Origin of the sequence: Gilliamella sp. M0320 (assembly GCF_016101635.1) — a bacterium.
In the GTDB taxonomy this organism is placed as follows: Bacteria; Pseudomonadota; Gammaproteobacteria; order Enterobacterales; family Orbaceae; genus Gilliamella; species Gilliamella apis.
Genome location: NZ_JACFQD010000004.1, coordinates 93,490 through 108,252, shown reverse-complemented (window position 1 = coordinate 108,252; position 14,763 = coordinate 93,490). Strand labels below are relative to the sequence as shown.

At 35.0% G+C, this 14,763-nt stretch carries 14 protein-coding genes; 4 read left to right on the top strand and 10 right to left on the bottom strand.

Annotation, left to right across the window (positions count from 1 at the left end; translation table 11 throughout):
* The first annotated feature begins 6 nt into the window (after positions 1-6).
* Positions 7-393: a 50S ribosomal protein L17 gene (gene rplQ, locus H3T83_RS06425; RefSeq protein WP_034884211.1), complete on the top strand. Its 387-nt coding sequence runs from the start codon at positions 7-9 to the stop codon at positions 391-393.
* Positions 394-636: 243 nt separating this feature from the next.
* On the opposite strand, the gene H3T83_RS06420 is transcribed toward rplQ, so the two are convergent.
* The 3 genes from H3T83_RS06420 to slyD form a co-directional block, all read right to left on the bottom strand.
* The gene (locus H3T83_RS06420; RefSeq protein WP_034902349.1) at positions 637-840 is read right to left on the bottom strand and encodes a SlyX family protein; all 204 of its coding nucleotides are present in this window, start codon (positions 838-840) and stop codon (positions 637-639) included.
* A 49-nt stretch (positions 841-889) separates the two neighbouring features.
* On the bottom strand, positions 890-1,561 hold the full coding sequence (gene radC / locus H3T83_RS06415) for a DNA repair protein RadC (protein ID WP_086321191.1): 672 nt from the start codon (positions 1,559-1,561) through the stop codon (positions 890-892).
* Between the two features lie 165 nt (positions 1,562-1,726).
* Positions 1,727-2,296 (bottom strand): peptidylprolyl isomerase, encoded by a 570-nt coding sequence (gene slyD / locus H3T83_RS06410; RefSeq protein WP_065651343.1) that lies wholly within the window; start codon positions 2,294-2,296, stop codon positions 1,727-1,729.
* 274 nt (positions 2,297-2,570) lie between these two features.
* On the opposite strand from slyD, the gene ppnP reads away from it, so the two are divergent.
* Entirely contained in the window at positions 2,571-2,861 is a 291-nt protein-coding gene (ppnP, locus tag H3T83_RS06405; protein WP_034902339.1) for a pyrimidine/purine nucleoside phosphorylase, read from the top strand.
* A gap of 427 nt (positions 2,862-3,288) precedes the next feature.
* Here ppnP and fabI read toward each other — a convergent pair whose 3' ends face one another.
* Positions 3,289-4,077, bottom strand: coding sequence for an enoyl-ACP reductase FabI (gene fabI / locus H3T83_RS06400; RefSeq protein WP_034902336.1), 789 nt, complete (start codon positions 4,075-4,077; stop codon positions 3,289-3,291).
* A 194-nt stretch (positions 4,078-4,271) separates the two neighbouring features.
* On the opposite strand from fabI, the gene tehB reads away from it, so the two are divergent.
* Positions 4,272-5,132: an SAM-dependent methyltransferase TehB gene (gene tehB, locus H3T83_RS06395; protein WP_065577879.1), complete on the top strand. Its 861-nt coding sequence runs from the start codon at positions 4,272-4,274 to the stop codon at positions 5,130-5,132.
* A 36-nt stretch (positions 5,133-5,168) separates the two neighbouring features.
* Here the strand turns inward: tehB and fmt are convergent, their stop codons facing one another.
* The 3 genes from fmt to H3T83_RS06380 form a co-directional block, all read right to left on the bottom strand.
* Entirely contained in the window at positions 5,169-6,134 is a 966-nt protein-coding gene (fmt, locus tag H3T83_RS06390) for a methionyl-tRNA formyltransferase (protein WP_198215377.1), read from the bottom strand.
* 126 nt (positions 6,135-6,260) lie between these two features.
* Positions 6,261-6,602 (bottom strand): hypothetical protein, encoded by a 342-nt coding sequence (locus tag H3T83_RS06385; protein ID WP_065651340.1) that lies wholly within the window; start codon positions 6,600-6,602, stop codon positions 6,261-6,263.
* 89 nt (positions 6,603-6,691) lie between these two features.
* Positions 6,692-8,560 carry an SLC13 family permease gene (locus H3T83_RS06380; protein ID WP_065651339.1) on the bottom strand — a complete coding sequence of 623 codons (1,869 nt, stop codon included), beginning with the start codon at positions 8,558-8,560 and terminating at the stop codon, positions 6,692-6,694.
* A 260-nt stretch (positions 8,561-8,820) separates the two neighbouring features.
* On the opposite strand from H3T83_RS06380, the gene H3T83_RS06375 reads away from it, so the two are divergent.
* Positions 8,821-10,542, top strand: coding sequence for a thiamine pyrophosphate-dependent enzyme (locus tag H3T83_RS06375; RefSeq protein ID WP_198215376.1), 1,722 nt, complete (start codon positions 8,821-8,823; stop codon positions 10,540-10,542).
* 106 nt (positions 10,543-10,648) lie between these two features.
* On the opposite strand, the gene edd is transcribed toward H3T83_RS06375, so the two are convergent.
* The 3 genes from edd to agp all read right to left on the bottom strand — a co-directional run bounded on the left by edd (position 10,649) and on the right by agp (position 14,725).
* Entirely contained in the window at positions 10,649-12,454 is a 1,806-nt protein-coding gene (gene edd, locus H3T83_RS06370) for a phosphogluconate dehydratase (protein WP_065614709.1), read from the bottom strand.
* A 41-nt stretch (positions 12,455-12,495) separates the two neighbouring features.
* Complete coding sequence (locus H3T83_RS06365; RefSeq protein WP_198215375.1) at positions 12,496-13,023, bottom strand: gluconokinase, GntK/IdnK-type; 528 nt, start codon at positions 13,021-13,023, stop codon at positions 12,496-12,498.
* Between the two features lie 448 nt (positions 13,024-13,471).
* Positions 13,472-14,725: a bifunctional glucose-1-phosphatase/inositol phosphatase gene (gene agp / locus H3T83_RS06360; RefSeq protein WP_086353766.1), complete on the bottom strand. Its 1,254-nt coding sequence runs from the start codon at positions 14,723-14,725 to the stop codon at positions 13,472-13,474.
* Positions 14,726-14,763 lie beyond the last annotated feature (38 nt).

Here is a 14,763-nt window from a genome sequence, read left to right as displayed (position 1 = left end):
AAAGTTATGCGCCATCGTAAAAGTGGTCGTCAACTGAACCGAAATAGCAGCCATCGTCAAGCGATGTTTCGTAATATGACAAGTTCATTAGTTGAACATGAAATTATCAAAACAACATTGCCTAAAGCAAAAGAGTTGCGTCGTGTCGTTGAGCCGTTAATTACGTTAGCTAAAAGCGATAGCGTAGCTAATCGCCGTCTGGCTTTCGCTCGTATCCGTGATAAAGATACAGTAAAAAAATTATTTTCAGATTTAGGTCCACGTTTTGCTACCCGTCCAGGTGGTTATGTTCGCATTTTAAAATGTGGTTTCCGTGATGGAGATAATGCTCCAATGGCTTATATTGAATTAGTTGATCGCCCTGCGGTAGAAGCAGAAGCAGCAGCTGAATAAAAATAATTAAAGCTTAAACTAAAACCGGCTATTTAGCCGGTTTTTTATTATCTAGATATTACCTAATTGAGTATTTTTATTACTACAATTTTACTATTTGCTTTGCAATAATCATGATTTTATATGCCATGGACAAAATGGGTTGGTTGCTTCTTGATTTTAATTTCTCTGCTTTCTTATCGAGGGTATAATTTTATTGGTAAAAAGTAGATTTTAGAGTCCCTCGAATTATTAAACTTGTAGTTAATAATGAGGAGGCGGTGTTTCTTCTGATAAATTAGCAATATTTGAGGTTTGTGTAGCCTGTAACTTTTGTGACAATAACATTAATTGTTCTTTGAGTTTGCTGATATCTGCTTGAAGATTAACAACCATTTGATTGAGTTCTTCAATGGTCATTTCTTGGAATGCGACTTTAGTTTCTAATAATTCCAGTTGTTGGTTCATAGTTTATTCATTAATTGGTTTAGTAATTTTATATTGTAAGTAAAAGTAATTATAAAATCCATCCTCGTTCGGCAAAAGAAACATACTCTCCCTTACCAATCACAAGGTGATCAACAATCCGAACATCTATTAATTCACAAACTTGTTCAATTTTCTTTGTTAATATCCGGTCAGCTTGACTTGGTTCAGCCAATCCTGATGGATGATTATGAGCTAAAATTAATGCTGCTGCATTGTGTTGTAATGCCCGTCTAGCTACTTCTCTCGGATGAACCTCTACACAATTATAGGTTCCAACAAACATCTCTTCAGAAGTAATGACATGATGCTGATTGTCTAAAAATATCACCATAAAAATTTCACGATCTTTATCCATTAAGCGACTAGCTAGGTAATGATGGGTCAAGCTTGGCGATGTTAAGTAATTTTCATGGCTTATTTTAACTTTCAAATAACGATTAGAAAGTTCAACAACCGCTTTTAACTGAGTATATTTTGCAGTTCCAAGACCTTGCTTTTTACAAAACTCATCGTGGCTAGCATTTATTAAATGATAAAATGAGCCAAATTCATTTAATAATTTTTGTGATAAATCTAGGACTGGTAAATTACGTATACCTGTGCGTAAGAAAAGGGCGAGTAATTCCGCATCAGATAGTGTTTCGACACCAAATAGTAATAATTTTTCTCGAGGCATTAAGGTGGTTTTTTGTTCTGACATAATTGGATTCTTGTTATTCACACAAAATGTGATTATTAGCTATGTTGTGAAAAATAATAAGTAGAGATATATAACGTTGTGAACAAGTTCGCAGTAATGAAATTATTTTTACAGCAAATAAAAAAGCGCTTGTTAGCGCTTTTTAACTGGTTATTTATTTGAAAATTAATGACAGCCACATCCGCCGTGACCACCGCCACAACAACCGCTTTCTTCATCTTCATCATGATCATGTCCGCCACAACCGCAGCCACCATGCCCGTGGTCGTGACCATGCGCACCATGAATATGTCCATGCGATATTTCATCTGGTGTCGCTTCACGAATTGCTAATACTTCGACATTGAAATTTAGATCTTGGCCTGCTAGCATATGATTGCCATCGATAGTTACACTATCGCCATCAATTGCAGTAATTTCAACAGGTAAAGAGCCTTGATCAGTGTCAGCAAAAAAACGCATACCGACTTCAAGTTCGTCAACACCAACAAAAACGTCACGTGGCACATTTTGTACTAGTGCATCATTAAAATCACCATAAGGATTAACTAGTTCAACGTCAAATTTATCACCAACTTGATGGCCTTCTAAGGAATTTTCAAGATCTTGTAATAAGTTTCCTGCACCGTGTAGATATTCGAGTGGTGCTACTGTTGTTGCTTCATCAACTAAAACACCATCTTTAGTACGAACTTGATATGCTAAACTTACCACTGTGTTTTTTGCTATTTTCATGTTTTCTCCAACAAACTGTTACTGAGCAAATAGTGTTAGATTTTAACGGAAAAAAATCCATCTGTATGCTATTTTTTCGTATTTTAAGAAGTTTTGCTAATGTTTTATTTTTTGAAGTGCTTTTGTTTCAAGAGACCAATTTTAATTAGTAAATAATAGTTGGATAGCTTGTTGAAATCAATTAAGCTGATAGCGTGAATTTTATACAGTACTTTATTGTAGCTAATATTCAATTATTGCTAATGACTAAAAATAGTGAGGAAAGGGGGATTTTATGTTGAAAGTTAATGATTATTTTGAAGGGAAAGTGAAATCTATCGGCTTTGAAAATGGTTCTACCGGTAAAGTCTCTGTTGGTGTGATGTTACCAGGTGAATATATTTTTAATACTGATAATCCAGAGGAAATGACCGTCATAACCGGTTCACTTAAAGTGTTATTGCCTACGGCAAATGATTGGCAAATATTTGAAGCTGGACAAGTTTTTCATATTGCTAAAGAAAGCAAATTCGATGTTCAGGTTTCAGAACCAACCGCTTATTTGTGTCGTTACCTCGCAAAATAAAGATGCACCAATGTGTTACAAATAATATTATTAAATTAACCATTGGATTCGACAGCACGATTTATATTCTATTGAAAAATTTGATCATATGTTATTTGGGTAATGATAATTTATTAGATTTTTAAGGTTCTATAAAATAGACTTAATGATTATTAAATCATCATAATTGTATTTTAATTGTCAAAAAGTGATAGATAATTTTTAGAATTAAGATACTGAGCTTTTGATTTAGATTAGCTGATATAGCAAGAATTTACCGATAAAATGGATTAGTAAAAATTCTATGTTTTGAATTAGACAGCAATATTAATTTACTCTATACAAAAGTTTGATTATCTAGAGGTTAAGATAAAAAATATCACGGTGATGAATTAAAAAATAAGGTGTCAGTTATTTATTCTGACACCTTATTTCATTTAAGTTTATATTATTTAAGTTCTAATTCATTCATAGCAGCGATGCTAAATCCACCATCTACATGAATAACTTCACCGGTAATACCTGAAGATAGGTTCGAACATAAGAATGCTGCTGAATTACCCACATCTTCGATGGTTACTGTTCGGCGAATAGGAGTGACTGATTCACAGTGTGATAACATCTTTTTGAAATCTTTGATACCTGATGCCGCTAAAGTACGAATAGGACCTGCTGAAATCGCATTTACACGTATACCTTCAGGTCCCATAGCATTAGCCATGTAACGTACGTTTGCTTCTAGAGATGCTTTAGCAAGACCCATCACATTATAGTTAGGAATTGCACGCTCAGCACCTAGGTAAGAAAGGGTAACTAATGCTGAATCAGGATTAAGCATTGAACGACACGCTTTAGCCATCGCGACAAAGCTATAAGAGCTGATATCATGGGCAATTGCAAAACCTTCACGCGTTACGGCATTAACATAGTCACCATCTAGTTGATCTCCTGGCGCAAAAGCAATAGCGTGTACAAAACCATCAAATTTATCCCATGTTTTTGCTAACTCAGTAAATAACGATGTGATACTATCATCATGTGCCACATCGCAAGGTAAAACGATTTTAGAATTAAAATCAGCAGCAAACTCTTCAACGCGGCCTTTTAATTTTTCGCTTTGATAAGTAAAAGCTAATTCAGCACCTTCTCGGTGCATCGCTTTTGCAATACCGTAAGCAATAGAACGATTACTTGCCACGCCGGTAACCAGTATGCGTTTACCTGTTAAAAATCCCATAAATTATTCCTCTAATATTTTTTACTATATAGTCTAGAATGTTGATGATTATATGTTGATATAGTTAACTTCGCTACTATAAATTCATTTTTACCTATTTAATTGCCATTTTATTTTTAAAAAAGAGGTTGTTTATTGGGTTAATAGTTGACTATAATACTCAACTATTAAATAGCTTCGTTTGGTAAATAGTGATGAAAGATTTAGTTTGCTATAAAACGCTACCAGTTTGGGATGTAACAACTCTACCGAAAATGTTTTGTGAAAAGCATAATACCCAAGTAGGAACATGGGCAAAATTAAACATTATTAAAGGTCGTGTGAATTTTGATATGTTAACCGAGCAAGGCGAGATCATTTCGCAACATGTTTTTGATGTTGAGCATCAACCGCCTTTTATTCAGCCTCAACAATGGCATCGAATAGCTAATGTATCCGATGATTTACAGTGCCAACTGGCTTTTTATTGCCAACCTGAAGATTATACACATAAAAAATATCAAATGACGCAAACCCATTCTGACGTATCAGAAATCTGTCAAATGATTCAAGCCGGAAAAGCGTTAGATTTAGGTTGTGGTTCAGGTCGTAATTCACTCTATTTGCAGCTACTTGGTTTTGATGTTGATGCCGTTGATAAGTCAGAGATGAGTATTAATAATTTACAGCAAATTATTGCCAATGATCATTTAGCGCATATCAATGCATCTATTTATGATATAAACCAAGCTAATTTAACAGGTAATTATGATTTAATTATTTCAACCGTTGTGATGATGTTTTTACAACCTAATAGAATTCCCGATATTATTCACAATATGCAAACGATAACTAAATCAGGCGGTTATAATTTAATTGTTTGTGCTATGTCAACGGATGATTTTCCTTGCACAGTTGGCTTTTCGTTTACGTTTAAAGAGAATGAATTACGTAATTATTATCAGGATTGGCAGATTATAAAATATAATGAGGATGTTGGCGAATTGCATAAAACGGATATCCATGGCAACCGAATAAAACTCCGTTTTGCGACACTATTCGCCAAAAAACCATAATATTACAGGATGTTTCCTGTAATATATTATTTTTTACTATTGGTTATTACCCAGTATTTTACCAACTTCAAACCACGCTTTTCGAGAGTTTAATAAATCTTGGGCTGACATTGGTTTTTTACCTGCTGGTTGTAATACTGTCATATTTAACGCCCCATCGCTAGTGGCAATACAGATGCCTTTTTTATCAGCCTGCAAAATGGTACCGATGGGTTGATTATGTTCAACAGTAATAACTTGAGCTTGCCAAACTTTTACGGGTTCACCATTTACTTCAAAGTAACTAACTGGCCACGGGTTAAATGCCCGCACACATCGTTCCAATTGTTTCGCTGATAAATTCCAATCTAATTTAGCCTCTTGCTTAGATAATTTTTCGGCATAAGTGGCTTGTGATTGTTGTTGCTTTTCAGGTTTAACTTTTCCTTGGTTAATTAGTGTTAGCGTATCAAGTAATGCTTGAGGGCCTAATTTAGCCAATTTTTCATATAATGTTGCACTAGTATCATTCGCTTCAATTGGACAAGCTAATTTATACAGCATATCACCGGTATCAAGGCCAGCATCCATTTGCATAATGGTGATGCCGGTTTCACTATCACCAGCCCAACAGGCGCGCTGAATTGGCGCTGCACCTCGCCATCGAGGTAATAAAGAACCGTGAACATTTAAGCATCCTAGCTTTGGCATATCAAGCACAGCTTGAGGTAAAATCAATCCATAAGCAACCACAATCATAATATCGGCATTAAGATTGGCAATGATTTGCTGATTTTCTTCTGTTTTGAGTGTGGCCGGTTGATAAATGGGAAGATTATTTTCGATTGCTAATTGTTTTACTGGGCTTGCCGTTAATTTATTTCCTCGACCTGCAGGTCTATCTGGTTGACTGAAGACGGCGATGACATTATGGTTTGAGTTAATTAATGCTTCTAAATGTGTGGCAGCAAAATCAGGTGTACCTGCAAAAATAATATTTAAGGGATTTGTTGTTGATGTCATGAGTGATAATATCCATAATCAAAATATAATAGATAGTATACTTCAAATTGTTCTAAGAATCTTTAATCACAAAAGTATACCCCTAATAGATATCACTTTTGTGTTATATAAAAAATATTACGTAGGTTACAGCGGTAAGTTACGTTGAATCATCGCATTTTTGTAAATGTCATAAGAGTTGGTAAAAAGTTTTTTGATAAAATAATAGTAAAAAAATCCACCAAAAATTCCGCCACAAAATATGCCCATAACAACCGCCGTTATGATAATTTTAGATTTATTATCAATAGTATTTTTCGCATCATTATATAATTTGATTAATCTTTCATCTGATGTTTTATTATTATTTATTGATTTTTTTACTGTTAATGTATGTAACACTGTTAATATATAAATAAATAAACTAAAACTGCCAATTAGGCATGTCATTATGCCTATAAACATGAAAAATTGTTGAGCATTACTCATTTTCTAACTCCTTATTCCTTAAATTATCTTATCATCCAGACACTTTATAGCAACAGTAACATATATTGTGATAAATATTTTCTTATTATTTAAAATGGAAAAAAAATTGGTACTAATGCTATATCAACAGCCATCACCAGAAAAGTTAATGGTACGCCAATCTTAACAAAATCACTAAAGCTATATCCTCCTGGAGCCACTACCATTGTTTTAATTGGTGATGAAACAGGTGTAATAAATGAAGCCGATGTTGCAATCGCCACTGTCATAGCAAATGGATACGGTGAATAGCCAAATTTTATGGCTAAATCAATCGCAATTGGTGCAATCAAAATTGCTGTTGCGGTATTAGAAATAAATAATCCCACCGTTGAGCACAATAAAAAGATAAAGGTTAACACCATATAAGGACCAAACGATCGTAAATGAATTTCAAGCCATTCCGAGATTAACGAAATTCCCCCAGTTTTATTTAAAGCTACTGCAAAAGGCATCATACCAATAATGAGAATTAATGTTGGCCAATGAATCGATTTATAGGCATTAGCCATATCAATACAACGTGTTGCTCCCATTAATAGACAGGCGATGAGCGCGGCAACAACATTTGGCACAATTCCGGTAACCATTAAGATGATCATTAAGGCTAGATTAAATAGTGCTATATAGGCTTGCGAGCTAGCAGGGGCTACATCATCAATATCTGATGGATAATCTAACACCACAAAATCACTGGTACGAGTTTGAAGTTTTTGGATTGATCCCCAATCGCCACACACCAAAAGTGTATCACTCATTTCTAAGCGTTCTTGGAATAAGTTATTAGTCTCAACAGGAGCATGATTTCGCCAAATACCAATCACGGTTAAAAAATATTTACTTCTAAAATCTATCTCATTAAGCGTTTTACCACATAATGATGATTCTGGGAGTAATGCTACCTCGGCCATGCCAACTTCTTTTACTTGTTCGGAAAAATATTCACCACGTAAAATTTTGGGTTCAAGATTATTGGTTGTTAAAAATGTACGGTAATCTGCTTCGGAATGGGACATATCCAATAAAAGAATATCGTTTTCTCTAAATTCGGTGGTTCCATTAACCGGAATGAGGACTTTTTGAAACTTTCGCCAACGTTCGATACCAATAACATTTACTCCGTGTTCACTGCGTAAATGTAAACCGTCAATAGTTCGACCAACAAAAGGGGATCCTGCAAGAATTTGCGCTCGATGCGCTCGACCAATTAATTTATAATCTCTAATCAGGTCGGTAATTTTACGTCTTTGTGGTTGACTATTGGTTGGTGTAATTTGGTCGGCTGTCAGTAACCAATTGCGAGTTAGTACGCAATAAATAACACCAACGATTAATACTCCGAGACCTATTGGTGTAATAGAGAAGAAACTAAACTCGGTTAAATTTGCTCGACTCAGTTCACTATTCACTACTAGGTTTGGTGCAGTAGCAACTAGGGTCATCATGCCACTAATTAGCGCAGCAATACATAGTGGCATCATTAGTTTTTTTACATGTATACCGGTATGATTGGCAATGCTAATCGCTACTGGAATAAATATTGCTACAACACCTGTTGAGCTCATGATCGATCCTAATAATGCTATACCTAACATAATAAATGTTATAATTCGTATATCATTTTGACCCGCTGCTTTTAATATATATTCACTCATTTTGTAAGAGATACCGGTTCTTACTAGGCTTTCTCCAATGACAAATAGCAATGCGATTAAGATAATGTTTGGATCGCTAAATCCTGAAAGTGCTTCAGCAGGGGTTAATACCCCGGTAACAGTGATTGCGGTTATAATGAGAAGTGCAATAATATCCATTCTTAATTTACTGAATGAAAACAGTAGAATAGCAATAAAAAGCAATAAACAAACAGTAATAAGAGGATAATATTCGATTATATAACTAGGCAAAAAAGCCGACATTGATGATACAAAACTATGCCCAGATGACAAATGTTCCACAAAAAGTAGCTCTATAGTGTTGAGTAGATTTTCGACATAATACCTTGATTTATAGTAATAGGGAATATCTTCAAATAAAGATTATTCCATGCCGTCATTTGTCTTTATGACATTTTTAACATTTTCTGCTGTTTTATTTTCCGACTATTCGCATTCATAAAACTTAGGTGTAAGTTAGTTAACTTGAATTGTTTAATTCTAAACCATATTGAGGAGACCGTATGTCATCAAAAAAATCAGTTGCTCAGATTATTGTTGATGTTTTAGCTCAAGCCGGTGTGAAACATTGTTATGGTATTGTTGGTGATACATTAAATCAGATTACTTCCGCTATTAAAAAAAGTGATATTGAGTGGGTACATGTTCGTCATGAAGAAGTTGGCGCTTTTGCTGCTGGCGCTGAAGCCTATTTGACCGATCAAATAACAGCATGTGCTGGTTCTTGTGGACCGGGAAGTTTACATTTTATTAATGGTATTTATGAAGCACAACGTAATAAAGTACCGCTTATTTTATTGGCTAGTCAGTTGGTTACTTCTCAACAAGGAACGGATTTTCCGCAAGAAGTTGACTTTGAAGCAGTTTATAAAAACTGTTCTGTATTTTGTCAGCAAATTACTGATCCAACTCAAGCAAGGCGAATTACCACTGCAGCAGTTCAAGCTGCGATTAATCAGCGTGGGGTTGCTGTTTTAGTTATTCCTTACAATATTAGTTTAACTAAAGTTGAGGATAACAGTGAATACAATATCTATCACCCGAATCCTATTATTCGTCCATCTGATGATGAGTTGGCTAAAATTTCTAAAATTTTAAATGAAAATAGTAAAGTGACAATCTTTGCTGGGCATGGGGTATCAGACGCTCATGATGAATTAGTTGATTTGGCTCATAAATTAAAATCACCAATAGTCCACACATCAAGAGCTAAAGATTTTGTTGAATATGATAATCCCTATAATGTCGGTATGACGGGGATGTTTGGTATGGGGTCTGGCGCCACGGCTATTAAAGATTGTGATGTGCTTTTAATGTTGGGTGTTGATTTTGCCTGGTCTCAGTTTTATCCAGATAATGCAATAATTATTCAGGTCGATATCGATGCTACTCATCTTGGTCACCGCCATAGTGTAGAGGTTGGTGTAGTTGGGGCAAGCAAAGCAACTTTAGCGGCATTATTACCACTAGTTGACGAAAAAACAGATACGACATTTTTGGATAAATGTTGTGAATTACACATTAAAGCAATCGATAAATTAAATAAAAAAGCGATACCATCAAAAACAGTTATTCACCCGCAATATTTAACCGAATTGATTGATAAATATGCTAATGATGATGCGGTACTTTGTGCTGATGTTGGTTCGGCGATGGTTTGGGCATGTCGCCATTTCTCAACCAATGGTAAAAGACGTACCGTTATTAGTTTAAAACACGGCACTATGGCCAATGCGATGCCACAAGCATTGGGTGTGCAAAAAGCCTTTCCTCATCGTCAAGTTATTACCTTATCCGGGGATGGTGGTATTAGTATGCTGTTAGGTGATTTATTGACTACAATTCAGGAGAATCTACCCATCAAAGTTATCGTACTAAATAATAGTTCACTTAATTTTGTTGAATTAGAACAAAAATCGGAAGGGCTTGTCGATCACTATACTGATTTAAAAAATCCTGATTTTGCTAAAGTTGCCGATGCAATGGGTTTGTATTCAATTAGAGTTGATAATTCTGATTTGCTTGAAGCGGCCGTGCAATCATTCTTGGCTCATCCTGGTCCAGCTTTATTAGATGTTAAAACAAGTGAGTATGAACTAGTTATGCCGCCGGAAATTCATAGTTCACAAGTGATGGGAATGGCGCTTTATAGTGTAAAAGCATCATTGCATGGCAAAATGAAAGATGTGGTTAATTTGTTGGTGGATAATTTTGTTAAAAAATAAATCACTAAGTTAACAATTGAGTATTATCTTAAAAAATTTTGAGGAAAGGGGTTTTTTTAGCCTAATTTTAACGATATCTGCCGCATATGGCGGCAGATAAGTTGAATTAAAAGCTAACGGCTCCTTCTTCTGCTGAAGTAAGATTCTCTCGAATAACCGAATAAAGTTCTCGACCAAAGCCTTGATGTGAATCGGTTAGATCGATTGGTTCTGCTTGTCGCATTGCTAGTTCCGCTTCGTCGACTAATAATGTGATTTCACCTGTTTGACCGTTGACACGAATCATGTCGCCTTGTTGTACTTTGCTTAACAATCCTCCAGCATAAGCTTCAGGTGTGACATGAATTGCGGCTGGTACTTTACCTGAGGCGCCAGATAAGCGGCCATCAGTTAATAAGGCAACTTTATAACCGCGATCTTGTAACACGCCCAATGGTGTTATTAATTTATGTAGTTCCGGCATCCCGATAGCTTTTGGACCTTGATAGCGTACAACTACAACACAATCTTTATTGAGGTTACCGGCTTTATATTCTGCATCTAAATCATATTGACTATTAAAAACTACGGCAGGAGCTTCAATAATTTGATGCTCTGCAGTAACAGCAGATGTTTTCATTATGGCTCGCCCTAAATTGCCTGACATAACCTTTAGTCCACCATGGGAATTGAAAGGCTTTTTGATTGATGCAATCACATTTTCATCTAAAGATTTAGTAGGGCCTTCACGGAAAATTAGTTTGCCATTTTCTAAAATTGGTTCTTTGGTATAACGGCTTAGTCCACGCCCCACAACGGTTTCAACATCTTCATGTAATAAGCCGCCAGCTAATAATTCTCTTACAAGTAATGACGTTCCACCAGCCGCTTGGAAATAATTGATATCAGCAGGTCCATTTGGATATATTCGACTAAGTAGCGGTACAACAGTTGATAAATCAGAAATATCATCCCAATTAATAATAATACCAGCAGCTTTAGCCATAGCAACAATATGCATGGTTAGGTTGGTTGACCCACCTGTTGCTAATAGAGCAACTAAGCCATTAACAATGACTTTTTCATCAACCATTTTACCCACAGGCATATAATTACCTGATTGGTTCGTTAAGCGCGTAATCTGTTTTGCTGCTGCATTTGTTAATTCGTAACGTAATGCTGTTTCTGGATGTACAAAGGCTGCGCCAGGTAAATGTAAACCCATTAATTCGATGACCATTTGGTTACTATTCGCGGTACCATAGAAAGTACAGGTTCCGCTAGAATGGTATGATGCAGATTCAGATTCTAATAGATCTTCACGTGATGCTTTTCCTTCCGAATAAAGTTGGCGAATACGAACTTTTTCTTTATTCGATAGGCCTGATGGCATTGGTCCTGAAGGGACAAAAATAGCCGGTAAATGCCCAAAAGATAGCGCTCCAATAAATAACCCGGGTAAAATTTTATCGCAAACGCCAAGATAAAGAGCACCATCAAACATATTATGCGACAAGCCAACAGCAACTGACATTGCAATTACATCTCGGCTCATGAGTGAAATTTCCATTCCGGGTTCACCTTGTGTTACTCCATCACACATGGCGGGTACCCCACCGGCCATTTGACCAACAGCACCTATTTCATGTAATACTTTGCGAATTTGTTCGGGGTAAGATTCATAAGGTTTATGTGCAGATAACATATCGTTATAAGAACTGATAATGCCGATATTGCTTTTTAGTATATTTTTAAGATCATTTTTATCATCTAAACAGCAAGCGGCAAAGCCGTGGGCTAAGTTGCTACAAGGTAAACTTGCACGAGTGACTTTTTTTAACATAGCGTGTTCTATTTTTTGTAAATAAGCCTCACGTGATGCTTTAGAACGATTAATAATACGCTGCGTTACAGCTAAAATAGTGGAATTCACATTAACCTCTCCGATCTTTTTTATTTTTTATTGTTATAAATTTATTCACAATTACATATTGAATTAATAACCTGCGTAGTTTCATTAATAACATCAATTAGCGATTGTTCAATATTGATAGCATAGACATCTTTTTCATCGGCAGTAGGTTCTTCTAAGGTGTCAAATTGTGACTGTAACATGCCAGATTTTTGGTAATGTCCTTTACGTTCAGCTAGACGCTGTGCAATAACCGCAAAACTTCCTTTTAGGTAAATAAAGTGAATATTTTTATTTTCGCCACGAATAATATCTCGATATTGTTGTTTTAATGCGGAACAAATTATGATCGAAACATCATTGACGTTACTCATCGCAAATGCGACGTTACTAATTAGATTTAGCCACGGCAGTCTATCTTCATCATTTAGCGGAATACCGCTACGCATTTTTAATATATTGGCTTTGGGATGTAAAAAGTCGCCATCTAAAAAAGCCGCATTTAGGTTATCGGCAATTTGTTTAGCAACAACTGATTTACCACTTCCGGATACCCCCATAAAAATGAAAATATTTTTCTTCTCGGTCATTAGTTTATTCTCTAAACCATTTTGTTACGGGTAACATTTTGTCATTATAATCTTTTATTGCAATATAAAAAAGTTTCTTTTGTGACCTAGATCATATTTTTATTTGCGACCCAAAAATATTCATCTGGCAATTTTTCTTTGTTTTGTTGCATTCACTATGATTTATAGCCATTTTCGGAAGCCAAGTTAAAATGAATGCATTGGGTTTTGTAGATATGAAGCTAGTTGCTAGTTAACGATTTGAAAATGATTTTTATAAGCAAAATGCTACATCTATGTTGATTCAATTAGTTATTAAAGTCGTGGTAAACTTTTTCTTTAGATAGTATGTAGACTTTGATAAGTCATAATTTAAGTATAGATTACTAATATAACTGTTAAATAATAGATTTTTGATTGTATGCCCGAATTTTTATTAAACCTAAGCATACAATCAATATATCAAGCATTATTTAGTAACATCATTCATGATTTGTTTAAATGTTGAAAATGAACAAAAACCATCTTTATTAGTTGGACAATTTTCCATTTCTAATACAATTTTTTGTGGAGGAGTTTTCCTATTTAATTGGGTCAAATTACGAATTTGATCGGTTGACTGATAAAAATATTCAATTTTCATTAATGCTTCACCAGTCTTGTTATCGCGCCATTTTTGAAATACAACTTTTCCACCAATTGGAGTAGTTTCAAATTGATTTGCTAGTGTATACGACTTAATTTTTATGGCGGAAAATAGTGATGCAACATTTGAGTCATGGCCGACTAAAAATGTAAATTTGCTTTTGTTGTTTTTTTCTGAAAATGTTTGATTGATATAATTAACTAAATTGGCTGCGATTTGTTTGGCTACAACAGGCGAACCAAATAATACGGTATTATAATTTTCTTTGATAGCGACTAATTTTTCAAACTGCTCGTTATTCTTTATTTTACCCCAGGCTATATCTGTTAATGGTGCCCCTTCGTAATATTGTAAAATAAAGGCATCCGCAATTGATGTTCCAGTACGAAGAGGACCTGTTATACCTGGTTCTTTGCCTTTTTCAATAATAAGTTTAGTTGGTAAAGCAGTAAAATCACATTGTTTATCATTTAAACAATTTGCCGAATTTGCGTAATTGATTATTTTGGACATGTCATTATAGGCGTTATCCAATTTTTTATTTAAACCTTCAATACCATTTGTATCAGCAATTTGATTGATTGATGCAATGGCAGACTCTTTAAATGTTGGGCTATCATCTTTAATTACAGGAAAGAATGTAGGATCCATTGTGCCTAATTTTTCTTTATGAATAATTGGGACAATGCAACCAGGAAAAGCGCCAACCGCAAAGTACTGACCAGTTGCGATAGTTCGTTGTAAGCTATTAGTATAAATATATACTTCTTTTTCTGTTGGACATGTATTTTCGCTTAATAATTTATTGTCAACTAACCATTCACTAAAATAATGTCCAAAATAACTTTCTAATACTCCACCTCGGGTAGTTAAATAACTAGCAGGTGTATCCCATTGTGGCCATTGATTAGGGGTTACTTTACCTAAAGTACTATTTGGACTAGCTAATGGAGCTCGTAATCCATGACGGCTGAAAACCACCACTTGTTCTAATGTATAATTATCTACTGTTTCTAATGCTTGTGTTGAGAAAGATAAAGCAAAAGATAGGCCTAATATTAATTTTAATTTTCGCATAAATAACCTCTTAAGTAACGTTCAAGGAGATAAGATCA